22 protein-coding genes and 1 tRNA gene are annotated in these 26,058 nt (G+C 59.6%); 16 read left to right on the forward strand and 7 right to left on the reverse strand.

Annotated features, from left to right (window positions below):
* Positions 1–41: 41 nt before the first annotated feature.
* The 5 genes from E8K79_RS05000 to truD all read right to left on the reverse strand — a co-directional run bounded on the left by E8K79_RS05000 (position 42) and on the right by truD (position 5,122).
* Complete coding sequence (locus E8K79_RS05000) at positions 42–836, reverse strand: hypothetical protein (RefSeq protein ID WP_136513740.1); 795 nt, start codon at positions 834–836, stop codon at positions 42–44.
* A 731-nt stretch (positions 837–1,567) separates the two neighbouring features.
* Complete coding sequence (locus tag E8K79_RS05005) at positions 1,568–2,869, reverse strand: site-specific integrase (protein ID WP_136513741.1); 1,302 nt, start codon at positions 2,867–2,869, stop codon at positions 1,568–1,570.
* 88 nt (positions 2,870–2,957) lie between these two features.
* A tRNA-Gln gene (locus E8K79_RS05010) sits at positions 2,958–3,032 on the reverse strand.
* Positions 3,033–3,049: 17 nt separating this feature from the next.
* On the reverse strand, positions 3,050–3,892 hold the full coding sequence (ispE, locus tag E8K79_RS05015; protein WP_136513742.1) for a 4-(cytidine 5'-diphospho)-2-C-methyl-D-erythritol kinase: 843 nt from the start codon (positions 3,890–3,892) through the stop codon (positions 3,050–3,052).
* A gap of 33 nt (positions 3,893–3,925) precedes the next feature.
* On the reverse strand, positions 3,926–5,122 hold the full coding sequence (truD, locus tag E8K79_RS05020; protein WP_136513743.1) for a tRNA pseudouridine(13) synthase TruD: 1,197 nt from the start codon (positions 5,120–5,122) through the stop codon (positions 3,926–3,928).
* A gap of 256 nt (positions 5,123–5,378) precedes the next feature.
* On the opposite strand from truD, the gene E8K79_RS05025 reads away from it, so the two are divergent.
* The gene (locus tag E8K79_RS05025; RefSeq protein ID WP_136513744.1) at positions 5,379–8,339 is read left to right on the forward strand and encodes an NAD-glutamate dehydrogenase domain-containing protein; all 2,961 of its coding nucleotides are present in this window, start codon (positions 5,379–5,381) and stop codon (positions 8,337–8,339) included.
* 75 nt (positions 8,340–8,414) lie between these two features.
* Here E8K79_RS05025 and trmB read toward each other — a convergent pair whose 3' ends face one another.
* Positions 8,415–9,038, reverse strand: a complete 624-nt coding sequence (gene trmB, locus E8K79_RS05030) for a tRNA (guanosine(46)-N7)-methyltransferase TrmB (RefSeq protein WP_136513745.1) — start codon at positions 9,036–9,038, stop codon at positions 8,415–8,417.
* A 261-nt stretch (positions 9,039–9,299) separates the two neighbouring features.
* Here trmB and E8K79_RS05035 point away from each other — a divergent pair, with 261 nt between their 5' ends.
* The 15 genes from E8K79_RS05035 to E8K79_RS05105 all read left to right on the forward strand — a co-directional run bounded on the left by E8K79_RS05035 (position 9,300) and on the right by E8K79_RS05105 (position 25,487).
* On the forward strand, positions 9,300–10,730 hold the full coding sequence (locus E8K79_RS05035; RefSeq protein ID WP_136513746.1) for a DEAD/DEAH box helicase: 1,431 nt from the start codon (positions 9,300–9,302) through the stop codon (positions 10,728–10,730).
* The gene (locus E8K79_RS05040; protein ID WP_136513747.1) at positions 10,727–11,728 is read left to right on the forward strand and encodes a helix-turn-helix transcriptional regulator; all 1,002 of its coding nucleotides are present in this window, start codon (positions 10,727–10,729) and stop codon (positions 11,726–11,728) included. Before E8K79_RS05035 ends, E8K79_RS05040 begins: the two co-directional genes overlap by 4 nt.
* A 62-nt stretch (positions 11,729–11,790) precedes the next feature.
* Entirely contained in the window at positions 11,791–12,090 is a 300-nt protein-coding gene (locus tag E8K79_RS05045; RefSeq protein WP_136513748.1) for a type II toxin-antitoxin system RelE/ParE family toxin, read from the forward strand.
* Between the two features lies 1 nt (position 12,091).
* Positions 12,092–12,385, forward strand: coding sequence for an addiction module antidote protein (locus E8K79_RS05050; protein ID WP_136513749.1), 294 nt, complete (start codon positions 12,092–12,094; stop codon positions 12,383–12,385).
* Positions 12,386–12,497: 112 nt separating this feature from the next.
* A complete protein-coding gene (locus E8K79_RS05055; RefSeq protein WP_136513750.1) occupies positions 12,498–13,658 on the forward strand; it encodes a class I SAM-dependent methyltransferase in 1,161 nt (386 codons plus the stop codon).
* A complete protein-coding gene (locus tag E8K79_RS05060) occupies positions 13,640–14,269 on the forward strand; it encodes an HAD family hydrolase (protein WP_136513751.1) in 630 nt (209 codons plus the stop codon). The genes E8K79_RS05055 and E8K79_RS05060 overlap by 19 nt, the downstream gene beginning before the upstream one ends.
* A 65-nt stretch (positions 14,270–14,334) precedes the next feature.
* Positions 14,335–15,735 carry an aspartate ammonia-lyase gene (locus tag E8K79_RS05065; protein WP_136513752.1) on the forward strand — a complete coding sequence of 467 codons (1,401 nt, stop codon included), beginning with the start codon at positions 14,335–14,337 and terminating at the stop codon, positions 15,733–15,735.
* Positions 15,736–15,822: 87 nt separating this feature from the next.
* Positions 15,823–16,044 (forward strand): NifU family protein, encoded by a 222-nt coding sequence (locus E8K79_RS05070; RefSeq protein WP_129126410.1) that lies wholly within the window; start codon positions 15,823–15,825, stop codon positions 16,042–16,044.
* Between the two features lie 88 nt (positions 16,045–16,132).
* On the forward strand, positions 16,133–17,320 hold the full coding sequence (locus E8K79_RS05075) for a phospholipase D-like domain-containing protein (protein WP_136513753.1): 1,188 nt from the start codon (positions 16,133–16,135) through the stop codon (positions 17,318–17,320).
* Between the two features lie 107 nt (positions 17,321–17,427).
* On the forward strand, positions 17,428–19,764 hold the full coding sequence (locus E8K79_RS05080; protein WP_136513754.1) for an endonuclease MutS2: 2,337 nt from the start codon (positions 17,428–17,430) through the stop codon (positions 19,762–19,764).
* Positions 19,765–19,792: 28 nt separating this feature from the next.
* A complete protein-coding gene (locus E8K79_RS05085; protein ID WP_136513755.1) occupies positions 19,793–20,713 on the forward strand; it encodes a dihydrofolate reductase in 921 nt (306 codons plus the stop codon).
* Positions 20,714–20,910: 197 nt separating this feature from the next.
* Positions 20,911–21,549 carry a DNA repair protein RecO gene (gene recO, locus E8K79_RS05090; RefSeq protein WP_136513756.1) on the forward strand — a complete coding sequence of 213 codons (639 nt, stop codon included), beginning with the start codon at positions 20,911–20,913 and terminating at the stop codon, positions 21,547–21,549.
* 183 nt (positions 21,550–21,732) lie between these two features.
* Positions 21,733–23,082, forward strand: coding sequence for a replicative DNA helicase (gene dnaB / locus E8K79_RS05095; protein WP_135871348.1), 1,350 nt, complete (start codon positions 21,733–21,735; stop codon positions 23,080–23,082).
* Between the two features lie 160 nt (positions 23,083–23,242).
* Positions 23,243–24,526 (forward strand): enoyl ACP reductase FabMG family protein, encoded by a 1,284-nt coding sequence (locus tag E8K79_RS05100; RefSeq protein WP_135871346.1) that lies wholly within the window; start codon positions 23,243–23,245, stop codon positions 24,524–24,526.
* Between the two features lie 250 nt (positions 24,527–24,776).
* Complete coding sequence (locus E8K79_RS05105; protein ID WP_135871344.1) at positions 24,777–25,487, forward strand: response regulator; 711 nt, start codon at positions 24,777–24,779, stop codon at positions 25,485–25,487.
* Here the strand turns inward: E8K79_RS05105 and E8K79_RS05110 are convergent.
* Positions 25,471–26,034, reverse strand: a complete 564-nt coding sequence (locus E8K79_RS05110; protein ID WP_136513757.1) for a hydrolase — start codon at positions 26,032–26,034, stop codon at positions 25,471–25,473. The two genes, E8K79_RS05105 and E8K79_RS05110, sit on opposite strands and share 17 nt — an antisense overlap.
* Between the last annotated feature and the right edge of the window lie 24 nt (positions 26,035–26,058).

The following is a 26,058-nucleotide window of genomic DNA, read 5'->3' on the forward strand; positions in this document are numbered from 1 at the left end:
TATTGAGGGGGGGGGCAGATGTGAAAAAAAGGAGGTATAGGTCAGTACGGAAAGGTGCCGTGCTCTGCACTGGCGATTAACCTCTTTGCTTCATCTATATAGGTGGTCAGTTTGGCGCTGGCATTTGACATGTCACCACCAAGGTTGAAACCATACAAAGGCTTAAGGGGCGACGCATCCAAATCTCTTATGATATCCGTCTTTTTCTCCCCTTTGACATGGTGACGTATGTACGCCTCATGACATGCAAACCAATGCGTAAGTGTTTTGCTCCCCAACTCATCGTCACCAAAAATTTCGGCATGGAATAAGAAGAATGGCCCTAAACCTTTACAGTCCTTGGCAAGCTCCGTTACAACCATTTTGTATAGGGCTTTGACCGCGATTTTTAGAGAATCACAATACTCCTCCACATTCCTGATATTGACAGATAGCGGTTTAGCTAGATCTATGCTGTGTTTGAACTCAAACTTATCCGACTTTGACAATTCTTCGCAGATGGTTTGATATACGATCTCGTGATTTTTTATATACCTGCTGTAATCAAGTAATTTGTCTACATTAAAGCTATCACTTTGCATGTAGAACCTTTTTTGCCAAAGGAGCATTTCTTTTAATATTTGGTAGTTTACATCTATAGCTTTGGACTTCTTGGCTGCGCGACGAACCACAATTATAGCATTTATCAATTCATCTTCCGGAATATCTATTTCATCATAGCCTTCTGGCATTGCTTTAGCTAGTATGTGTTTAACCCTATCAGACATAGCTTCAACAATCTTCTTTGCATGACTATCTTCTCTTATCTGATCAAATACATAGTTTATCATTTCCATATAGAATTTCCCTTAGTTCAATCAAACACAATGGGATTGAGCATCCCTTGCTTATGCCATAGTCATCTTATATATCAGCCACTTGCACCTGCCAAGCATCAACTGTTGCATCTATTGCGGCAAATCGTCCAACGTCTATCACAACTAACCTCTTGAAACAACATATGATTGAGATGTTTATTGGCTCGGACCGAAGGAGATCTGTTTGCGGAGCAAATTGATCGACAGAGGCCGAAGAGGTTCTTCACCTTCCACCTCCAAATTAGCCTTCTAGCAGGACTTCTCTTGCCAGGGGATACCCATCACACCTTGACACTAAGACTCCTTATATTCTAGGAGAATGGACCCCGGGGTAGGGGATCTTGCCATTTCGGACTTCACATCTCAATCACTCTACTCACCGTATATATATAAAATGAAATCTTTGCGAGATTTTGCTTTTCTTACTGTCTGCCTTTCTGCCTGAAGCATCTACCAGACCAAGCCATCTGCCCCCTGTTTGTTGCTTCTCCGCTAGCGTGAGCTAACGACCGTGAGGAAGGAGAATACATTGCTGTGGTACTATCCTCTGCTCACCCTCATGTCACAAAAATACTTTCCCCGCCACTGCTCAAATATTGAACATGCAGATAGACCAATGCATATACGATATCTGAGAGTTAACTGTCATACCCTCGACCGTACACGTTCCATTAACATATTTAGATCAGAATGTGATTTGGGTACAGTCCCTAAGGGTCGAATCTTTTGATCTCAATGCCATAGTCCAAGTGTTTCAGGGCCTCCAAGAGAACCTTGGGCTGATACCGCTTACCATACCGGCTCATGGTCATAGCATGATTCCCATGGCTATGCCCTACCAACTCGGCAATTAATGAATCCTGAACACCAGCCTGCTTCAGGGTATCTGTCACTAGATGTCGGAACGAATGAAAAACCTTCTTAGGGTCATGGGTGACATGCTTGCGATTAAACCTCTGATACCAATTGCCAAACCCGTTACTGTAGCCGTGTACATCCATCCAGGTCAGATTCGACCATAACCTAGGAGCCGCTGTCTTCCTTATCTTTTCACAGTATTCGATGAGTCCTAGATCCACCAGTACTGGGTGTACTGGGACCATCCTCTCACTAGCTGCATTCTTTAGTCTCTTATCCTTCGCCCCATTAACGCTAAAGCACCATATACCCTCAACCTCTAGGATATCCTCAACGTACAACTGGCAGATCTCATTTAGGCGCATACCCGAGAAACACCCTATCAATGGTATCCAATATCGTTCAGGTGAGGTCTGTTTACATGGCAGGTTATTTACGATTGACGTTATGTCTTCGACACTGTAAATGCTTCGCTCTTCATCCACCCTTCTCTTCTCAGACAGCTTCAAACCGGCTGCATAGTTTGCTGTAACAATCCCAATATCAAGGCAATACCGGAGCACCCCCCCTATTCCTCCTACGTGCTTATTAACTGACTTTGTGCTCATTGGGACCATATCAGTCCTGTCCAGCAACTGTTTTATGGTCTGGTCTGGATACCTCTTGTGGAGGTTCGGTGGCAGTCTCATCAACGTAGCTCGTAGATGGAGCACTGTTTCTCTTGTTATTTCAGTTACATCAATGTCTCCAAGCAACTCCAGCAAGAGCCCGAAGACTCCACCCATCTCCATCTTGGTCTTAGGTGTCCATTGTGGTTGCTTGAACTCCATGTATTGCTTAATCATTTTGGATAGAGAGTGCCTTGCGGGGATGCCAACTTGTACCTTGCTCGACGTAGTCGCCACCGAAGGAACGATCTCGGATAACAGCTTTGCGACCATATAATCATCTAGCACACCTGACCGCAGAAGAGTGAATATCCGCATGGTCTGATACTCCATGGTAGCGAGTTGTGCTCTTGCAATGCTGAGATCGGTGGTCTTAAGTGACTTCTTAATGAAGGTGGAAGGAAAGTGCTGCTGAAGGTCAATGGGTACTTTTATCTTGTAGTAGAAGTGACCGTTACGGGATATTAGATGGGTTGGATATGACAAGACCTCTTACCTCCTTAGTATACCCACTTGTATACCCAGAGCTAAAAGGTCTTGGTTTTTCTCTAGCAAATCTAGCTAGTTATAGTATTGGCTGGGGCGCCAGGGATCGAACCTGGGAATGACGGGATCAAAACCCGTTGCCTTACCGCTTGGCGACGCCCCAATATTCACTTTTGATGGCTACAGCGTCTTCACCGCTACGGCGAACCACCCCTGCGCCGCGGCTATCTCCGTCGCGGCCTTCTGGGCGACCGCTTCGTCGTCGAAGATCCCGAAGACGGTGGCGCCGCTCCCCGACATGAGGGAACCGGCCGCGCCGGCTTCCAGCAGCATCGCCTTCAATTCGTTCAGAAGCGGATGCTTACCGCAGGTGACCGGCTCCAGGTCGTTGGAAAGAAGCTCGGCAACTTCTGCGGCGCTGCTGTATGAACCGCGGATTATAAAGTCGGCCTGTTTAGTTGTCAACCTCAAATTTTGATACACCCAGGCGGTCGGGACGTGGATTCCCGGATTCACCAGCACAACCCAGAGAGCGGGGATGGACTCGATCGCGGTCAGCTTTTCCCCGATCCCTTCGGCGAGCGCCGTTTTCTTGAAGATGAAAAAGGGGACATCGGCGCCAAGCTTCACGCCGATCTCCATCAGGCGCTCGTCGGAAAGCTTCAGGTCGAGCAGATCGTTCACACCCATGAGCACGGTGGCGGCATCGCTGCTCCCCCCTCCCAGTCCGGCTGCAACGGGGATCCTCTTGTTGATGGCGATGTCGATCCCGACGCCCTTCCCGGAGAGCTGCAAAAGCGCATCGGCCGCGCGCCAGGCGATGTTGCCCGGGCCGTCAGGAACCCCTTTCTTGCCGCAGGTGACGCGTATCCCCGGCACATCGTTCAGGGAGATGATGACCTCGTCACACAGGTCGACCCGTTGCATAACCATGCGCAGGTCGTGGTATCCGTCCGGCCGCTTGCCCAGCACGTCCAGCCGGTAGTTCACCTTGGCGGGCGCCAGCAGGTGCAGTTTTCCCACTGAAATACTCCTTTACCCTTTGCGGGTTTGTCTTTAGTGGTCCTTCATGATCTCGCTCAGCACGCAGGTCGCGTAGGCGCCGCGCGGCAGCGAGAAGTCGAACAGCAGGTCTTTTCCTTCCTCACGTACCGAAGCCGAGGAGAGCGGTACCCGGAGTGGGCGACGCTCGCCTTCCATGCGCAGACCGCCGGAGAGGTTGAAGCTCTCCGGGGTGAGGCCCTCGGCCGCGAGGATCCGGGCTTCGAGGCCCCCCTGGAGTCCCTGCGCCTCCATCATGGTGCACCCGAACATGGGGCCGGTTGGGGAGATCTCGAAAGAGAGAGCGCGCGGCGCCTCGACAGCGGCATCCTGAACGAGGAAGCAGGCGCCGTTTTCGTGCTTGAAGGCGACGTCCCCCACCTCGACCCGGTCGAAGGTCTCGAGCCGCTGTACCAAAACTGCGTCGAACAGCGAAGACTGGAAGGCGGAGAGGTACAGACGCTTCATGCGCGGCTGCACCGCATGGAAAGCCCGTTCAAAGGCGTCCGGGCGCTGCAGCAGACGTGAGAGGAGCTCCCGCTCAACGCGGAAGTGGCCGGGATAGAGCGCGAGGCTCCCGGCCAGGTCGCCGGCACGGTAGGCGCTTATCGCCTCGCGCCAACGCTCGTCGCTCACCTGTTCAGGGTCCCCGATCAGGATGTCGATGGCAGCCTTGAAATCTCGGCGCAGCATGGCGGCGCCGATGTCATGGGTGTTTCCCTGCACGCCGTAGCGTTGTGCGCCGAAACGGTTGGGAACCCCGCGCCCGACAAGCACCTTCAAAGCGGCCTCGGCGTTTGCCAGCGCCCCCGGCGCCACGTCGCGTACCCTTATTTCGAACCGGTTCCCCTTCAGGTGCCCAAGGCGCAGTTTGTTGCCATGTTTCACCGCAGCGAGCACCCTGATGCCGGGGATCTCGAGGGCGAGAACCTTCTCAGGGGCGACGCGCGGGATGGAGATGGTCTGCCTGGTTATGCCTACGGCGTCCTTCATGCCGGCGTAGCCGATGTCGCGTTCCTGTACGCCGAGGGCCTTGGAGAGGCGGCGCACGGCCTCTAGGGTGGTAATGCCACGCTTTTCAACGGTGGCGAAGCAGTGTTCCCCCTGCCCGCTCGGCTGATAAGCCGGGACCTCCTCGACGATGAAGTCTTCCGGGCTGTTCTTAATTATGCCGCCCGTTCCCGGCACCTCTGCGGTCAGATATCTCTGCACTACCCCTCCGTCATCTGTTTTCTCAACCGCAGCATCATACCCAGTAGAGATACCTGTTTCAACTGCTTTCGTCGCACTCGGTTCGTGAAGCGAGCGCCGGCGCCTCCAAGGTGCGACTTTATCGAGAATAACTACCAGGCTGCGACGGAAGCAATAAACCACACCCGGATGTCGGTAAAAAGGTCGAGCAAACGTTTTACCCGCTGATATACTTGTGGCGCATATCTCTTATATCTCATTCAAAGGGGAATGAAGCATGAGCAATAAGGCCAATGCCAGAACGATCAGGGCCAATGAGCTTATTGAGAACCGCAAATGGCTCAAAGAGCAGATCACACCGTTCTTCTTCAACTCGATGCAGGACGAGCCTGAGGCGCTGGAGCTCCTTGAGCGTGAGCTCCGTTCCCTGAAAACCAACCGGCGCCTGATCATGGCCGACCGTGACAAGAGCCTGATTCTTGCCCGGGTCAACGAGCCGGGGTCGCTCTACGACTCGCTGCGTCATTTCCAGGACCGGGAGATCTCCTATGCCATGATCACCCACTCCGACGGCCCGATGCCGGAGATGACGCAGGCGCTCGAGATCCAGCGTTTCGAGTTCGACCGCAAGACGAACGACGACATCAAGGCGTGGCGAGAGGTGCAGCTTTCCACGTCCCTCACCCGCAAGGTGGCGGCACAACTGCGCCGCAGCTATCCCGAGTTCGACATGAAGGAGTTCGACCGGCTCCTGAAGATACTCTGGCTCAACAACGAGAACTACGTGAGGATATCTTCTCCCCTGCGCGTGGCCCAGGTCCTGCAATTACAGCAAAAGGCGACCAGAAGCGGCGGCCTGTACCTGTACGTCGAGTCGACCCCGGACGTGAAGATATCGCGGGTGCACTTCGCGGTAGCGAACCCGCCCCAGAAGGAATTCCTCCTGCAGCTCATGGAGGTCTTCAACCGGCTCGATCTTGGCGTGAACCGCGCCTACTGCCTCACCATATCGAACGGCGTCCACCCCTATTTCCTGGGAACCTTCCTCGTGAACCGGCGCTCCGGAGAGACCCTGGAGCCGGGATCGGAGCTTTTTCGCAAGCTGCAGCAGGAGCTTTACAACACCCAGATTGTCTCGACGAAGAGCTACACCTACCGCGAGTTCGTGACCGCGGGGGTCATGACCGGCGAGGAAGCCTCCCTCGTCAACGCCTTCATCGCCTTCTGCCACACGAACCTCGCCCACAACCAGCCGGACCGTTTCGGCCTGGACGACGTGCAGAGCGCCTTCCATGCGCACCCGGAGATGTCGCTGCAAATGGTGAAGCTCTTCAAGGCCCGTTTCGACCCGGCCATCACCGAGAGCAGCCCGATCTACGGCTCCACGCTCCAGGAGACACTGCAGGCGGTGAACGATTACAACACCGGGCATCGCTACCTGGACGAGGTGCGGCGCACCATCTATCGCTGCTGCCTCATCTTCATCACCCACACGCTGAAGACCAACTTCTTCGTCCTCGAGAAGCAGGCGATCGCCTTCCGCCTCTCCCCCACCTACCTGAACGAGCTCGGGGCGGCCTTCACCGGCGACCTGCCGCAGGCGACCCCATTCCGGGTCACCTTCTTCTTCAGCCGCTACGGCTTCGGTTACCACATAGGCTTTTCCGACATCGCCCGCGGCGGCTGGCGCACGGTGATTGCGAGAAACGGCGACGATTTCATCACCAACGCGAACACCATCTTCCGTGAGAACTTCGTCCTCGCGCACACCCAGCATCTTAAAAACAAGGACATCTACGAGGGGGGATCGAAACTCGTCCTCATCCTCGACGCCTCCGACCTCCAGAGGGGAAGCGAGCGCCAGATGGAGACGTGGCGCCTTTACAAGCTGCAGCACGGCGTGACCCACGCCTTCCTGGATATCTTCGTAACCGACAACGGGATCGCCCGCTCCCCTGCGGTGGTCGACTATTACCGCGAGGACGAGCCGATCGAACTGGGCCCGGACGAGAACATGCACGACTCCATGATCGAGAACATCGCCCGCCTCTCCAAGCGGCGCGGCTACATCCTCGGCATCGGCATCATGTCGAGCAAGGAGGTCGGGATAAACCACAAGGAGTACGGCGTAACCTCAACCGGCGTGGTGAAGTTCGCCGAGATCACCATGGCGGAGCTCGGCATCGACATCTACCGCGACCGTTTCAGCGTGAAGTTCACCGGAGGCCCGAACGGCGACGTGGCGGGTAACGCCATGCGCATCATGCTGGAGCGCACCCCCAACGTGGCAATTAAGCTCATCCTGGACGGCACCGCCGCCCTGTGCGATCCCGAAGGCGCGGACCGGCGCGAGCTCTCCCGCATCGTATTGAAGCAGGACCTGGACGCCTTCGATCCGCAGGCACTGCACCCGGGCGGCTTCCTGCTCTACCGAAGCGGCAGCCGGCGCGAAGGGTTGCGCGAACTCTACCGCAAGGTTTCGCAGACAAACGACGGGGTGCGCGAGGAGTGGATCTCCACCGACGAGTTCTCGAGGGTGTACGCAAGCCTCCCCTTCACCGTGAAGACCGACCTCTTCATCCCGGCGGGGGGACGTCCCGAAACCATCGACAAGGACAACTGGCAGAACTACTTCCTGCCGAGCGGCGCCCCGTCAGCCGGAGCCATCGTCGAGGGAGCCAACTCGTTCATCACCCCTGAGGCGCGCGTGCAGCTGCAGAAGAAAGGTGTCATCATCATGCGCGACGCCTCCGCCAACAAGTGCGGGGTGATCTCGTCCTCCTACGAGATTATCGCTAACCTGCTTTTGAGCGAGGCCGAGTTCCTGGCACACAAGGAGCGTTACGTGCAGGACGTCCTGGAGATCCTCGAGCAGCGGGCGGCGGACGAGGCGAAGCTGATCCTCAAGCGACACCGCGAGCAGCCCGGGCTTTTGTGCACCGAGATCTCCGACGCGCTAAGCGGCGAGATAAACGAGCATTACGCCACCATCTACCGTTTCTTCCAGAAGCGTCCGCAGCTTTGCATGCAGCCCATCTACAAAAAGGCGATCCTCTCCCACCTCCCCAGGATGCTCCGCGAGGAACCCAGGTACGCGAAGAGGATCTCGCGCCTGCCGCAGAAGTACCTTTTCGCCATCTTAGCCGCCGAGATCGGCTCGTCGCTTGTCTACCACGGCGACCGCGAGGCGGATTTCGAAGCAACGCTAAAGGTGCATCTGGCGCGGATGGTCGGGTAGGAGCCTTAAATGTATTAAATACGAAGAGGGGGACCCTGTTGCAGGGTCCCCCTCTTTGTTTTCCGAGCAGGCGTACTATTTGACCTTGTAGTGCATGAAGTAGATCTGCTTCCCCTCGGCCATGAACTTACGCATGTACTTGGAGAGGTGGTACTCGGGGAATTCATGACGGTAGAGATCGGGGGCGAACTGGTTCTCAAGCGCGGCGATCTCCGGGAGCGCGTTGGCGACGTCGATGCCGTAATCGTCGAAGTCGGTGGCGAAGTAGAAGTCGGCTCCCGACACCATGTAGTCGAGCAGGAATTCGATGAACTCGCGGTTCACCAGGCGCCGCTTGCGATGACGCTTCTTGGGCCAGGGATCGGGGCAGTTGATGTAGATGGCGGAGAGACTCCCCTTGGGGATGCGCTCGGTGACGAAGGCGCGGGCCTCGTCGCGCACCACGCGCACGTTGGTTATGCCGTGCCGGTCCATGCGGCGGCAGGTCTTGTCACACCCCTTGTTGTAGAAATCGATGGCAATGAAGTTGGTGTCGGGCTTATCCAGCGCGGTCTTCAGCATGAAGTCCCCCACGCCGCAGCCGATTTCCAGGGCCAGCTTGTTGTCGTTGCCGAAGATGCCCGGCCAGTCGGGCGGGTTCGGGAGATCTTCGAGTTTCAGGTAGTTGGGGGAGTCGATGTGGATGAAGGATTGCGTCATCGGTACCTCTTGCGTATTTTGTCGCCGGGAACATAGCACAAAAAGCGCTGTCACGCAAAGACGCAAAGGTGCAAAGACAACCATAGGGAAAGGCCGGCATGTTTTTTCCTACCTCGCGTGGCACACAATCAGGTTAGGCTCAGCGTCCCGCTGCAAGCCAAACCCGGTCTCTCACAGTTTTCCGACGCTTTCCTTGCCATTTTTTCCATGGCATGTTAATTATATGCGGTTGAAATAAGGCAAAAAAAGGAAAACAACAGCATGAAATTTACCGAGCTGCACCTGCCGGAAGTGGTCCTGAAGGGGATCGAGGAGACCGGCTTCACAGACTGCACACCGATCCAGGAAAAGGCGTTGCCGCTTGCCCTCTCGGGCAAGGACGTAGCGGGACAGGCCCAGACGGGCACCGGCAAGACCGCCACCTTCCTCATCTCCATCTTCACCCGCCTGCTAAACCAGCAGAAAACCGGCGCCGAGCATCATCCCCGCGCCCTGATCCTCGCCCCCACCCGCGAACTGGTTGTGCAGATCGAAAAAGACGCCCAGACGCTGGGTAAGCACACCGGCTTCAACATCCAGGCGATCTACGGCGGCGTCGACTACATGAAGCAGCGCGACGCGCTGAAGGCCGGCGCCGACATCGTCATCGGCACACCGGGCCGCCTCATCGACTACCTGAAGCAGAAGGTCTACTCCCTGAAGGACGTCGAGGCGCTCGTCATTGACGAGGCGGATCGCATGTTCGACATGGGGTTCATCGCGGACCTCCGCTTCATCCTGAGAAGGCTCCCCTCCTACGACAAGCGCCAGAACCTCCTCTTTTCCGCGACGCTTAACACCCGCGTGATGGAACTTGCCTACGAGTTCATGAACATGCCGGAGAAGGTCTCGGTGACCCCCGAGCAGATGACCGCCGAGCGCGTCGAGCAGGTGCTCTATCACGTATCCCGCAAGGAAAAGTTCCCGCTGCTTCTGGGGCTGCTCAGGAAGAAGGGGATGGACCGGACCATGATCTTCGTGAACACGAAGCGCGAAGCCGAGTACCTGCAGGATCGCCTCAACGCCAACGAGTTCCCCTGCCGGGTCATCTCGGGAGACGTTGAACAGCGAAAGCGCATGAAGATCCTTTCCGACTTCAAGGCGGGCCTCCTCCCGATCATGATCGCCACCGACGTCGCCTCCCGCGGCATCCACATCGAAGGTGTCTCCCACGTCATCAACTACGACCTGCCGCAGGACTGCGAGGACTACGTGCACCGCATCGGGCGCACCGCACGCGCAGGCGCCGAGGGGATGGCCATTTCGCTGGCGGACGAGGACGGCGCCTTCTTCATCGAGGCAATCCAGGAGTTCATCAAGCAGAAGATCCCCACCGAGTGGGCCGAGGACGACATGTTCGTCCACGACTACAAGAGGACGGCCAGGCCTCCGCGCCGCACCGATGACAAGCCCGGCGGCCGTGGCGGCAAGTCCGGCGAGCGCGGGGGGAAGCCCGGGCGCGGAGAGTCCCGCGGCAGGGGCAGGTCCGGTTCCGACAAGGAGAAACCGGAGCAGAAGGTGGCCAAGCCCGCGGCGGAGGAGAAAGCGCCGTCAGGTGAGGCAGCCGCTACGGGGGATGCAGCGGCGAAAAAGAAGCGCCGTCGCCGCAAGCCGAAGGCGAAGACCACGGAACAGCAGCCCGAGCAGCCGTGACCGGAAAGGGACGTCCGCCGCGCAAATACTCCCAGGCAGGAAGGGTCCACGACGTGATCCGGCTCATCGAGGCGCGCCACGGCATCTCCGTCGCCGAACTCGCCGAGGAGGCTGGCGTCAACAAGCGCACCATCCACCGCGATCTGGTCGCCATACAGGAGGCGGGCTATCCGCTCATCTCCGACTGGCAGGACGGCGAGAAGGTGTACCGGTTCCTGACCCGCTTCAAGGACGTCCCCCCGATCAGCTTCACGCTCCAGGAGTTGATGACCCTGTCCCTGCTCCGCTCGCAACTAGACCCATTGAAGGGAACCCCCTTCATGGAAGACATGCAGAGCGTCTTCGGCAAGGTGAACTCGGTGCTGCCGCCGCGCCTTGCCGCCCACATGGAACGCATAGCCGAGGTCTCGCTCCCCCTTTTACAGGGGAAGCGGGACTACTCGCGCTGCGCCCACCACCTAAGAGAGATCCGCAACGCCCTCCTCTACCAGCAGAGCATCGTCATCTCCTACCGCTCCCCCGGTCGCGCCGAGCCTTCCGACTACAAGGTCGACCCGTACACCCTGCTCTTCCAGAAGGGGGGCATCTACCTTATGGGGTACGCGCAGCAGCGCGATGCGCTGCGCACCTTCGCCATCGAGCGCATCTGCGGCGTCGAAACGCTGAAGGAGCGCTTCGAGATCTCAGAGGGGTACCGCCCCGGACAGGCGCTCGGCGAGGCCTTCGGCATCGTCGCCGAGTCTCCCATGGATGTGGTGGTCCGCTTCGCCGCCTCCATCGCCCACGCGATAAAGGACCGCATCTGGCACTCGTCGCAGAAGATCGAGGAACAGGCGGACGGATCGATCCTCCTTAGCTTTCATGCCGGCGGCAAGATGGAGATTCTCTCCTGGCTTCTCTCTTACGGCGCGCACGCCGAACTCATCTCACCTGCCGAACTTCGGGAAGAGCTGGCAGGCATGGCGCAAGCCACCGCCCTCCTCTACCGCGGCGCCTGATTCGACCAACGCATCCATGGCTTCGTATTGACTCTATGTAGCCAGCAGGATACACTCAATACATGATAGAAATCCGCAAAACGAAGCGGTTTGCCGATTGGCTCGACAACCTGTACGACGTCAGAGCGAAAGCTCGCATTCTCGTCAGGATCGAGCGACTCTCAGCCGGGAATGCCGGAGACGTCAAGCCAGTAGGTGAAGGAGTCTCGGAAATGCGGATCGACTATGGCCCTGGGTACCGGGTTTACTTCACGATGCGTGGCAGCGAGTTGATAATCCTTCTGGCCGGCGGCAACAAAGCGAGTCAGACCCGCGATATCAAGTTAGCGCTGCGCCTAGCACACGAAATACAGGACAAGTGACATGCCAAAATCAACCACCACTCGTTACGATGTTGCTGAACACCTCCGGACACCAGAGGAAATGGCGGCTTATCTTGAAGCATGCCTGGAAGAGGCAAACGGAGATGCGGCGTTCATCGCCAAAGCGCTTGGCGACATAGCACGTGCGAAGGGAATGTCTCAGGTTGCAAGAGACGCAGGACTTTCCAGAGAAAGTCTGTACAAGGCGCTGTCGGGCGAACGCGTCCCGACGTTTGATACGATACTCAAAATTGTTGCAGCGCTAGGCCTCAAGTTACATGCGGAACCCCGCTGATGCAGCATAACTGTTTTTGACCGCCGGCTCTTCCTGCACCCCTCCCCCTCCCGCGTTGACAAGCTTTTTCGTTCCGTATATAAAAAGACCTTCAGATTCAGGAGGGCTTTTGATGGCTGACGCCGCTGCAACGACCAAACTCGCCGAACTCATCCTCAAACGTATCCGCACCCGCGGTGACATCACCTTCGCCTCATTCATGGAGTCCGCTCTTTACGAGCCGGACCTCGGCTACTACACCTCGCCGGGACGCAAGGTGGGCGCCGAGGGGGACTTCTACACCAGCATGAACGTCCACAGTGCCTTCGGCCGCCTCATCGCGCGCGAGATCGGAAGGTTCTTCGAACTGCTCGGCTCCCCCGCCACCTTCACCGTGGCTGAGGCGGGCGCCGGCGGGGGGCAACTGGCCCAGGACATACTCGACGCCGCCGCCGAGGAAAACCCGGCACTATACGCCGCACTGACCTACCGCCTCATCGAGAAGGAACCTTCCCTCAAGGAGGCACAAGCCGCGCGTCTTGAGCGCCATGCGGAGCATCTCGCCTGGAGCACCCCGGAGGAGCTTGCCAAGGGCGAGCTTTCCTTCACCGGTTGCATCATCTCCAACGAGCTCTTCGACGCCATGCCGGTGCACCTCGTCGAGATGACGGAGTCGGGCCTCAAGGAGGTCTTCGTTTCAGCCGACGGGGAGGGCTTCCGCGAAAAGCTCCTCGCACCGTCCACCTCCGAACTGGAAAACTACCTGCGGCGGTTCGAAGTGAGGCTCATGCCTGGACAGCGGGCCGAGATTAACCTTGCCGCACCCGCCTGGATCGCCTCCGCCGCGAAGGCACTGGAACGCGGCTTCGTGCTCACCGTCGACTACGGCTATCTAGCCGAAGAACTCTACACGCCGCAGCGGCGTAACGGCACCCTGCTCTGCTACTACAAGCACTCCACCAACGAGGACCCGTACCGCCAGGTCGGCGAGCAGGACATCACCACCCACATCAACTTCAGCGCCCTCATCGAGGCGGGGAACGAGGCGGGTCTTGCAAGCGCCTGGTACGGCGAACAGTACCGCTTCCTGTTAGGGGTCGGGCTCATGGATGAACTGATGAAACTCGAGGCCCAGGCAAAGGACGAGCAGGAAAGCCTGAAGCACCGGCTCGCCATCAAGAAACTCATGCTCCCGGAGGGAGGGATGGGGGATACCTTCAAGGTCCTTATCCAGGCAAAGGGGGTGGAGAAGCCGCAGCTTCTTTGCATGAGGAAATGGGGCATGGGACTGTGACCACCGCGCTCAAGGCGATCGTCTTTGACCTCGACGGGACCCTGTACCAAGAAGAGCGCCTGGGTGAGCAGGTGAACCAGAGCGCCATCGACTACGTGGTGGACCTCAAGGGTGTCCCGCCCGAAGAGGCGGAAAAGCTGCTGCAGCAAACGCGCGCCCGGGACTGCGAAGGCGGCACCCTGAGCCGCGCCGTGGTCGCACTCGGCGGTACCTTGAAGGAGCTGCACCGCCGCTTCGCCGCCGACTGCACACCGGAAACGATGCTGAAGCCAGACCCGCGTGTACAGGAACTTTTGCGCGCACTCAAAAAGCGTTACCGGCTGCACCTCTACACCAACAACAACCGTGACCTTTCCGGGCGCATCATGGAACGGATCGGCATCACCGGTCTGATGGACCGGGTGTTCACCATCGAGGATTACTGGATCCCGAAGCCGGACCGCGCCATCATCACCGACATCCTTTCCCAAATCGGCTGCCTTCCTTCCGAGACGCTCTTTGTCGGTGACCGCTATGACGTCGATCTTGCCGTCCCCAAGGCATTAGGGTGCGCCGTCCTTGAAACAAGAACCACAGAAGAGCTGCTGACACTGGCAGATCTGGTACACTGATACACCAGACTGCGAGACAGGGACGCACCTATGTCACCTGTGCTCCATCGAACAAGGAGCTGTTCATGGCAAACCGCATCGAAAAGGACACCATGGGGACGGTAGAGGTCCCCGAAGGCGCCTATTACGGCGCACAGACACAGAGGGCGATCAACAACTTCCCCATCTCCGGGCTGAAGCCGCACCGGGCGCTGGTCCGCGCGACCATCAGGATCAAGAAGTGCGCGGCGCAGGCCAACATGACCACGGGGAGGCTTGACCGCGAGCTCGGCGAGGCCATCGTAAAGGCGGCCGACGAGGCGCTTTCGGGCGTGCTTACGGACCAGTTCGTCGTCGACCCCTTCCAGGCTGGCGCGGGCACCTCGCACAACATGAACGTGAACGAGGTACTGGCAAACCGGGCGAACGAAATCCTGGGAGGAAAGCTCGGCGAGTACGGCAGGGTGAACGCGAACGACCACGTCAACATGGCGCAGTCCACCAACGACGTGTTCCCGACGGCCATGCGTCTGGCCGCCCTTGAACTTGCCCAGGAGCTGGACGGCGAGCTGAGACACCTCTCCGAGGCACTCTCACGCAAAGGGATGGAATTCGATCACATCCTGAAGTCGGGACGCACACACCTGCAGGACGCGGTGCCGATCCGCCTCGGGCAGGAGTTCTCGGCCTGGGGCATCGCCGTCGAGAACAACCGCGCCGGGATCGAGCGCGCCTTCCCCGGCTTAAGGGAGCTCGGCATCGGCGGCACCGCGGTCGGCACCGGCTTGAACGCGGAAGAGGCCTTCATCGACCTGATCGTCGAGGGGCTCGCGCGGGAAACCGGCGAGGAGCTCACCCGCGGGGAGAGCCTCGTTGAGCGGATGCAGAACATGGACCCGTTCGTGGCGCTTTCTTCCAGCGTGAAGGGGGCCGCGGTGAACGTGATCAAACTCGCCAACGACCTAAGGCTTCTCTCCTCGGGGCCGCGTACTGGTCTTGCCGAGATCAACCTCCCGGCCATGCAGCCCGGTTCCTCGATCATGCCGGGCAAGGTAAACCCGGTGCTCCCCGAGGTGACCAACATGGTCTGCTTCCAGGTGATGGGATGCGACCTGACCGTATCCCTCGCAGCGCAGGCCGGACAGCTGGAACTGAACGTGATGATGCCGGTGATTGCTTTCAACACGCTCTTCTCCATGGAGATCTTCAAAAACTGCCTGCGCCAGCTGACGACACTTTGCATCACCGGGATCAGCGCGAACGAGGAGCGCTGCCGCAGCTACCTCGACCAGTCGGTCGGCCTCGCGACGGTGCTCGCGCCGAGCATCGGTTACGCGGCGGCGGCCGAGGTGGCCAAGGAGTCGGCCAAGACCGGCAACAGCATCCGCCAGGTGATCCTGGAGCGCGGCATCCTGACCGAGGAGGAGTTGGAGGAGGTACTCTCCCCCTACCCGCTCACCACGCCTGGCGTGCACGGCAAGGAGTAAGTACGGAGCCTCACTGGAGCTTTGCATTTATCACTAAAATCCTATAGACTCATACGTGTTGTAAACCACAGAGAAATGGAGGAGTAAATGACAGAAGAAGTCAAAGCCATTCTGGAAAACATCAGGCCGGCGCTTCAGGCGGACGGCGGCGATGTTGAACTCGTAGAAGTAACCGATGACGGCGTGGTGAAAGTGCGCCTGGTCGGCGCATGCGGCCACTGCCCTATGTCCACCATGACACTCAAGATGGGGATCGAGAGAACCATCAAGGAAAAGATCCCCGCCGTAAAGGAAGTCGTCTCCGTCTAACGGGTCTTCCCCTTAGCCGCAGCACCCGAAGCGCGGAAGTAATGCTCGACGTTATTTCCGCGCTTTTTCGCTTTCAGGTTCCCGATCTATGACCAGCGTGCGCCGCAAAAGAAAGCAGTTCCTGTTCCGGACCGCCAGGTTCTTCGATCTCTTCAGGAAGAACACAGAGGCGGTGTCATTTCTGGGCAACCGCGCCACGCTGTACCGCTACGGTTCCGAGTTCTTCCCCGCGCTATTGGAAGCGATCCCCAGGGCGAAAACGAGCATCTGCCTCGAGTTCTACGCCATAGCCGACGACGAGACCGGACGCCGCGTGGCGGACGCGCTGATCGAAGCGGCCGGGCGAGGTGTGCGGGTACATGTGCTCTACGACTACATCGGCTGCTTCGAAACACCCGCATCCTTCTTCAAGCACCTCACGAAGAGGGGTGTGCACTGTGCCCCGTTCAACCCGCCCCCCTTTCGCCGCGGGATCGCCTGGTTCGACAAGCGCGATCACAGAAAGATCGTCATCATCGACGGATGGTGCGTCTTCACCGGCGGCATGAACATCGCGGACGTCTACTCGGGACTCGGCAAAAAAGAGACGAAGTGGCGCGACGTGGGGCTGAAGATCGAGGGTGAGGCGGGGCTCGAACTGCTCCGGCTTTTCCGGGAGACCTGGACCGAGGAGATCGGCATTGCCCCGGTCGGCTGTGACCCGGCGCCGATGCCGGAGATAACCGGCGACGCCAAGGTCATGGTGGTGAACGGCGGACCGCATCACAAGCGGAGCTTCATCAGGAGCGCCTTCCGCGTCGCCATCGCCGGCGCATCCGAGAGCGTCACCATCGCGAGCCCCTATTTCGTACCCGGCCCGCGCGTGATGCGCTCGCTACTGCGTGCCGCGGGGCGCGGCGTGGTAGTGAAACTGCTCCTGCCGTATAAAAACGATGTCCCCCTGGTGCGTCTGGTGAGCCGGACCTACTACGCACAGCTTTTGAAAAACGGAGTGGAGATCCATGAACTGGACAGCGCCGTGCTGCACGCGAAGGTGCTCTTAATCGACGGAGACTGGGCCATGGTCGGTTCGGCGAACATGGATTTTCGAAGCTTTCACCGCAACTACGAGCTGAACGTGGTGGTGGACAGCCGCGATTTCGGGAGCCAAGTCGCGGAAATGCTCGAAGCCGACTTTGCAGGCACGCGCCGCATCGTGCTGCACGAACACGAGAAACGGGGCTGGCCCGTGCGGCTTCTGGAGCGGCTTTTCAGCCCGGTCGCCTGGTTTTTGTAGGCACTTAAAAGGCCGGCACATCAACAAAATCTGCAAGAGGCCAAGGAGGCTGAGCGCCACAGCTCATCCCCTTGGCCTTTGCCTGTTATCTACCCGGAGTTATCTACATGATCGACAAGGACACCCTCAAGCGGCTGGAATTCGACAAGATCCTCGATACCGCCGCCGCCTTTGCCCACTGCGAAGCCTCGCACCTGGGCGTATCTTCCGTCACCCCCCTCTCCGATCGCCGCGCCATAGAGGAGCGCTTGGGACTCGTGGAGGAGATCCGCAGGCTGACCAGACAAGGCATCTCGCTTAAGCTTGCCCCCTTCGAGGACATCACGCCGCAGGTGAAGGCGGTGCGTCCGAAAGGTGCCGTCATCGCCCCGATCGCCCTGCAGCGCTTCATCCCCACCCTGCGCGTCATGACGGCGATATCGAAGCAGCTTGCCTTCAGAAACGACGTGCCGTTCCTTTTCGCCGCGGCGGGCTCCATAAGCGGTTTCCCCGATCTTCTGGAACCCCTGGAGCATACGGTGAACGAGGATGGGGAGATCCTCGACACCGCGTCGACTCTGCTCTCCGATATCCGTTCCAAGAAGAAGGGAATCACCGCGCGCATCAAGCGGCGCCTGGAGGAGATCGTGCGGGAGCGGCACACCGCGATCTTTTTGCAGGACGACTTCATCACCCAGAGGTCCGGGCGCTGGGTCATTCCGGTGCGCATGGACTCCAAGGGGATGGTGCCGGGTGTGGTGCACGACGTCTCGAACTCGGGCGAGACCGCCTTCATGGAGCCCTTGGAGATCATCGGCCTTGCCAATGAACTCGAGAACCTGGTGGCCGACGAGCGCGCCGAGGAGATCCGCATCGTGCGCCAGATCTGCGACTGGATCCGCGAGGATGCCGAGGAACTCCTCGAGCAGTTTCAGGCGCTGGTACGGCTCGATATCCTGAACTGCATCGCGACTTTGAGCGACAAATTAAGGTGCGAGACGCCGGTCATCGCCGAGCCCCCGGGGATCCTGCTAAAGTCGGCTCGCCACCCGATTCTCACCCTGTTGGGAAAGGATGTGGTGCCGCTAGACCTGGAGCTCGCCTCCGACAACAGCGTCATGGTCGTCACCGGGCCGAACACGGGAGGCAAGACCATCGCCATCAAGACCGCCGGTCTTCTGAGCGTGATGGCGCTTTGCGGCATGCCGGTCCCGGCCCACCCCGGTACGGTGCTGCCGCTTGTGCAAAAGATCCTGGTCGACATCGGCGACGAGCAGTCCATCGAGGAAAGCCTTTCCACTTTCTCTGCCCACATCTCCAAGATATCGAGCATTTTACGGGGCGCCGACCGTGGCACCCTGATCCTTCTGGACGAACTTGGGACCGGCACGGAACCGGGACAGGGGGCGGCGATCGCCTGCGCCGTGCTTAAGGAGCTGCACGACAAGGGAGCGCTCGTCGTCGCCACCACGCACTTAACCGAGATCATCGGCTTCGTGCAGCGCGAGGAAGGGATGGTGAACGCCGCCATGGCCTTCGACCGCGACCGGCTCGCGCCGCTTTACCGGCTCGTGGTGGGAGAGCCGGGCGAGTCGCACGCGCTCGAGATCGCCAGCCGCTATGGTCTCCCCGAGCGGGTGGTGGCCTTCGCCCGCGGGATGATCGGCACCATGGAGGCAGATTTCCACGCGCTGTTGCGCGACTTGAAGGGGAAACGCGAGCTGTTGGAGCAGACCCTGCGCGAGCTCGATGAGCGCGAGGAGAAACTGGCCGCTTCCGAGCGAAACCTCGTGGATCGACGCGACGAGGCGGCGAAACTCGTGCAGGACGCCCGCGAGAAGGGGCTTTTGGAAGCGCAGGAGATCATCGCGAAGGCGAGGCGTGAGGTCGCCTCCCTCATGGACCAGGCGAAAAGGGAGAAAGCGCGCGAGGCGAAGGAAAAGCTGGACCAGGCGGCGCGCGAGGTGGAGGAAGCACTCGATCGACTCCACCCTGAGGAGAGCGTCGATCCCGATGCAATCGCGGCAGGGGACGTCCTCTTCGTCAAGCCGCTCAACTGCGACGCCACCATCCTCTCCGTAGACCGCCGCGGGGAGCGCGTGCGCGTGCGGGCCGGGAGCATGGAACTCGACGTCGCCATGGTTTCCCTGTTAAAGCCCAAGGGAAAAGAGCCGAAGAAGGTACGGAAGCAGCGCTCCAAACAGGAAACGGAGCAGGCCGAGGCGGCAAGCAACATAAACCTCCTCGGCATGCGGGTTGAAGAGGCGATCGGCGAACTGGAGCCCTTCCTGAACCACGCCTCGCTCGAGCGGATGTCCGAGGTGCGCGTGGTGCACGGCAAGGGTACCGGCGCGCTCATGAAGGGAGTGCGGAACTTCCTTTCCGGCCATCCGCTCGTCTCATCCTTCCGCACCGGCGAGCGTTTCGAGGGTGGCGACGGCGTGACCGTGGTGACGCTGCGCTAAAGACGACTCAAGTAGCAACGGAGGTCCCATGATCATCTCCATCATCGCGGCCATGTCGGACAACAGGGTGATCGGCGTCGACGGAAAGCTCCCGTGGGACATCCCCGCCGACCTTGCCCGTTTCCGCAACCTGACCATGGGGCATGCCGTCCTCATGGGGAGAAAGACCTTCGAATCGATAGGTCATCCCCTGGAGGGGCGCAGGAACATCGTAGTGAGCAGGACCATGGGGAAGACCGAAGGGGTCATCGTGGCGCGCACGCTGCAGGAGGGGATTGCAGCGGCAGATGGTGACGAGGAGCTCTTCATCTGCGGGGGTGAAGCGGTGTTCAGGGAGGCACTCCCCCTTTGCCAGCGGATCTACCTCACCGTGGTGCACGGCCGCTACGAAGGTGACGTGCACTTCCCGCAGCCCCCCTGCTCGTTCGCCGAGCTGCACCGCGAGGATTTCACGGACGGAACGCCACCGACCACCTTCCTGGTCATGGAGAAGGTGGACCGTTTCGAGCCGGGGGGCGATGCCGAAGAGTTGCGCGGCAAGGGTATCGAGGCGCTGCACCGCCGGCTCTACTTCCTGGCGCGCTGCTGCTTCGGACAGGCCCAGGCGATCGAGGATTCCCCGGAAACAGCCTCCGACCTCGCCTATAGCCAGGCAAAGAGCGGAGGAGAACTCCCCGCAGCGCAAAAGCTCGCGGAAAAGGCGCTGCGCGACGCCCCTGACAACCTGCGCATCCGTCTGAACCTCGGTCGTATCCAGATCCTGAACGGTGAAAAGGGACAGGGGCTCGAGACGCTGCGCAAGGGGGTGCAGATGGGGGGCGGGCAGGAATTCCTCTCCGAACTTGCCAGGTGCGGCACCCGCGGCACCCCTCCCATCAAGTCGCTCCCGAGAAGCCATCCCCTGAACCGCTACCTCGGGATTTTGATGCACCGGTTGCGCGGGCAATAGCCGCCTCCCCCCTCCCTTGACGGGAGGGGGATGGGGGGTGGGTGAAGCTGCGATCTTTACCGCTGATGGCCTGTCCCCCCCTCTGCCCCCTCCCGCAAGGGGAGGGGGGGCCGCTCAGCGAGCTGAACATCAAAACGTCTTGCTCCTCTCCCCTCCCCCATTGACTCTCCCATGCACCGCATGTTACCTTTCCGGCGATGAAAAACACCGAGGCTGAAGGGATAGTGCTGCGCCTCACCGACTTCGGGGAGGCGGACCGCATCGTCACCCTGTTCACCCTGGAACAGGGGAAGTTGCAGGGGGTGGCGCGCGGAGCGAAACGAAGCAAGAAACGTTTCGCCGGCGCCCTCGAGCCGTTCGCGCACCTGAAACTCCAACTGCACACGGGAACCGGCCTCGCCACCCTCTCCAGCGCGGACATCCTCGACGTCTTCTCCGGCATCCGGGCCGATTTGAATAGAATCGGCTGCGCCGCCTACGCCTGCGAACTCGTCGAACGCCTCACCCCGGAAGACGAGCCGAGCCCGCGCCTTTTCCGCCTGCTTTACTGCTACCTGGAACGGCTGAACGAAGCCACGGCCTCCCCTTCGGACCGGCGTTTTTTCGCGGTGAACCTCCTCAAGATCCTCGGATACCAGCCCGATCTGCGCGTCCGCGGCGTGTCGGAAGAGACCGCCTCGCTCCTCGCCCGCGCCATGCAGACCGGACGCTTCGGCGCCGTAATCTTTCCCGAGCCCCTCCTGCGCGAGGCGGACCTCCTCCTGAACCCCGCCATCGACCTGCACCTGGATCGGGAACTTAAATCGCTCGCCTTCCTGAAGGAGTGCGGTGTCTGAGCGCAACCCGCCGTAATAGCATGCGAAACCGCCACGACTAACCTGCCGCAAACCATTAATTTTGTTGACCCAAGCGTCGCTAACAGGTAGTATTCCGCCTTTGGGCCTAACCGGCTCCGGCGCTTCCTTCCGGCCCTGCCGCCCGGGACGCACCGCTTTTGCTTTTTGTTTTTGAGGACCTGCATGAACCAAGCTGACATGAGAAAACTGCCGCCCCAGAGCATCGAAGCCGAGATGTCCATCCTGGGTGGCATCCTGGTGGACAACGAGGCGATAAACCGCGTGCTCGAGGTGCTAACCCCGGACGAGCTGTACCGGGAGAGCCACCGGAAGATCATGCGCGCCATGATCGAGCTAAACGAGCGAAACGAACCGTGCGACCTGATCACGCTCACCACGATCCTCCGCAAGAAGGGGGAGCTCGACGAGGTGGGTGGCGGCGCTTATCTCGCCACGCTGGTCGACTTCGTCCCGATGGCTGCGAACATCTCCTACTACTGCAAGATCGTGAAGGAGAAGTTCATCACGCGCAAGCTCATCACCGCGGCGACCGACATCGTGAGCCAGGGGTTCGAGGACAAAGTCGAGGTCGAAAGCCTCCTCGACACGGCGCAGAAGGTGATCTTCGAGATCGGCGAGAACAAGCTGAAGCCTTCCTACTACAAGGTCAGCGACATCCTCAAGGACACCATCAAGAACATCGAGCTTCTCTACGAGAAGAAGGAGCTCGTCACCGGCGTCCCAACCGGCTACACCGACCTCGACAAGCTGACCGCAGGCTTCCACGCCGGCGACCTCGTCATCATCGCGGGACGCCCTGCGATGGGTAAGACCACCTTCGCCCTGAACGTCGCCCAGTACGCGTCGGTGGACGCGGACAAGAAGTACCCCGCCGCCATCTTCTCCCTGGAGATGCCCAAGGAGCAGTTGGTTGAGAGGCTTTTGTGCTCGGCCGCGCGCGTAGACCTCACCCGTTTGCGCTCCGGGCACCTGCAGGAGAACGACTGGCCCAAGCTGATCAAAGGGGCCGGGCTCTTGCACAACTCCAAGATCTTCATCGATGACACCCCTTCCATCTCGGTCATGGAGCTCCGCTCCAAGGCGCGGCGACTCAAGGCCGAGCACGATATCGGCATCATCGTGATCGACTACCTGCAGCTCATGCGCGGCGGCGCCAACAGCGAATCGAGGCAGCAGGAGATATCGGAGATATCCCGCTCGCTCAAGGGTCTCGCCAAGGAGCTTAGCATCCCGGTGATCGCCCTTTCGCAGCTGAACCGCGGCCTGGAGCAGAGAACCGACAAGCGCCCTATGATGAGCGACTTGAGGGAGTCGGGCGCTATCGAGCAGGACGCCGACATCATCATGTTCGTCTACCGTGGCGAGGTCTACGACAAGGAGAACGAGGACCTGAAGGGTAAGGCGGAGATCATCATCGGCAAGCACAGGAGCGGTCCGATCGGCACGGTCGATCTCGCCTTCCGCGGCGAGTTCACCCGCTTCGACAATCTCAGCAACAGGGAAGAATATTAGTCTTCAGCAGATTCCCTCCCCCGCCTGCGGGCCGAAGCCCTACGGTAGGCGAAGGCCGGGATGGGGAGGATCAGGGAGTGGGAGCGGTCCGAAGCATCGATCCCCCCTCCTCGCCTCCCCCATCCGGGGAGGAGCATACTACGCAAGGAAAGGAAACCAAATGAGCAGATACCATGCAATGACCGAGGTACCGGCAACGGCCGGATTCAAGGAAGGGGACGTACTGTTTCTTTGCGGCGAACTGTTCGGTCGCGGCTACGCAAACGGCATCGTGGACGAGGCAAAGGCCAAGGGGATGACCATCATCGGCGCCACCGTGGGTCGTCGCGACGCGGACAACACGCTGCGCGCGCTCAACGCGGAGGAACTGGCGACGGCCGAGGAAAACCTTGGTGGCAAGATCATCAACATCCCGCTTGAGGCGGGCTTCGACATGGAGCCGGGCAAGGACGGCGTGGCGCCGGTGGATCGCTTCAAGGGGGTCAAGCCGGACGACTTCGCTTCGGTCAAGCTCGATCCTTCCGAGATCGCCTACTCCAAGCAAAAAGGGACCGAGCGTTTCTGCAAAAATCTCGCGGCCGTCGTCGCCGAACTCGAGAAGATGCTTCCCGCCGGGTGCAACCTGCTCGTGGTGCACACCATGGCTGGCGGCATCCCGCGCGCCCGCGTCTTCATGCCGATCCTGAACAAGCTCTTCAAGGGACAAGGTGACCGTTTCCTCTCCTCCGAGTCGTTCTGGACCTCCGACATGGGTAAACTGTGCGACGCGAGTTTCAACGAGGTGACCGCGGACACCTTCCGCTACCTGATCGATGCGACCACTGGGCTTAGAGAGAAGTTCCCGGTGACCTACGCGGCATACGGCTACCACGGCACCGCGGTGCTCATCGACGGCGTCAGCACCTGGCAGTCCTACACCCCTTACCTGCAGGGGTGGGCCAAGATCCGCCTTGAGGACATCGCCATCGAGGCGTGGGAGAAGGGTATCAAGGCGACCGTGTACAACTGCCCGGAAATCCTCACCAACTCGAGCGCCCTTTTTCTCGGCGTCGAGAACTCGCTCTACCCCCTCATGGGCGCGCTCAGAAACGAAGGGGTCGATTCGGTCGTCGCGGAGTGCCAGTCCCTGCTGCACGAAGGGACTACCGTCGACCAGCTACTGGAGATCGCCAACACCTACCTCACCTCCGAGCTCATCACCAGCACCCGCGATTTCGACAGCTGGCCGCAGCACAACAGCCCCGCGCAGCAGGAGTACATGCTGAACACTTCAGCCGAACTGATCGGCATGAACGCCGACCCGAAGGAGATCGTTTGCGCCGTTCTCTCCCGCGCCGTCTTCACCGGCGTTGGGGCGCTCATGTTTAACAGCTCCTGGGATCCGAAGGCGCCCGTTTTCTGGCTTAACCACGACATGATCGCCAAGGTCCTGGCGAAAAAGTAACCGGACACGGGCTGGTCGCAACTCGGGGTCAGCTTACATTTGGCAAGGTAGGAGTGGGGGGATTTGACGCGGTGGCTTAACTGCATGCTTGGGCTAACCGCGGCTAAATCCCCCCTGCCCCCCCTTCGCAAAGGGGGGGACTCTGGGGCTCGTGCAGCGGCAGTGGCTGCTCCACGTCCCAAGTATTCGAAGAACCTTCAAGGCAAGACCACACCTTTCAAATCCCCCTGTACCTGAAGAAGGAGCACCCGTGGCGCACAAGGTCCTGCTGGTCGACGACGTAAGCATGTTCCTGGAACTCGAGAAGGAGTTCCTCTCCCTCTCCGCAGTCGACATCTCCACCGCCAGAAACGGACAGGACGCCCTGCAGATATGCCGTCAGGAGCGTCCGGACCTGGTGGTCATGGACCTGCACATGCCCCTCATGGACGGCGCCGAGTGCTGCCGCGCCATAAAAAAAGACCCCCATCTCTCCAGTCCGGTGATTCTCATCGCCTCTGAAGGGAAGGAGGCCGATCGTCAGCTCTGCCTCGGGGCAGGGTGCGACGATGTGCTCACCAAACCGCTGGATCGCATGATTTTCCTTGAAGCGGCCCGCAAATGGCTCCCTGCCGTGGACCGCCGCGACAGGAGGGGGAGCTGCCGCTTCAACGTAAAGTTCCGCGCCTTCAACCTCACCCTCTCCGGCTACTGCATCAACCTGAGTCAGAACGGCCTTTACCTCGCCGCCGACGTGGACCTAGAGCTCGACACCATGCTGGAGCTGATCTTCGTTCTTCCCGAGCCGGTGGGGACCATCGTCCAGGCGAAGGGACGCGTCGCCTGGCTAAACACCACCAAAGCCCGCAAGAAATCCACTATCGACGAGGGGTTCGGCATCCAGTTCGTCGACATCTCCGAAGTCGACCGGCAACGGATCGACCACTACGTCAGCACGCTGCCGCCTACCGCACGAGCTTAGAAAGCTTCTTGAACTCCTCGGTGCCCGCCACGCGCAGAAGCTGAAAGAGGACCGATTCCGTCGAGGTCATCACCGCACCGGCCTGGGTCATGGTCTGCAGTGCGATCTCCCAGTTGTGCTTTTTGCGGCTCATCACCGCGTCCACGACGAGGTGCACTACGTAGCCGCGCGACAAGAGCTCGAGCGCGGTCTGCAGCACGCAAACGTGCGTCTCCATCCCGGTCAGGATGATCTGGCGCCTGCCGTTTTTCTCCAACGTCTCAAGAAACCCCTCACCGCCGCAGCAGGAAAAGGTCATCTTCTCCAGGCTCGGGGTGCAGAGCTTCTCCTTCAGGGAGGGGACGGTCTCCCCGAGCCCCTTCACGTACTGCTCGGTAGCGAGGGCGGGAATCCCCAGTTCGGCCGCCGCATCAAGCAGGACCGAGATGTTGCCCGTCAGTTTACCTAGCACCTTTTCGTCCATGGCGCGGCAGAGCTTGTCCTGTACGTCCACGACTACGAGTTGTGCGCTCTCTTTCTCCAGAAAGAATCTCTCCAACAGGGTCACGGCAGCCTCCTTTAAGCGGGTTGA

The organism is Geomonas edaphica (genome assembly GCF_004917075.1).
In the GTDB taxonomy this organism is placed as follows: Bacteria; Desulfobacterota; Desulfuromonadia; order Geobacterales; family Geobacteraceae; genus Geomonas; species Geomonas edaphica.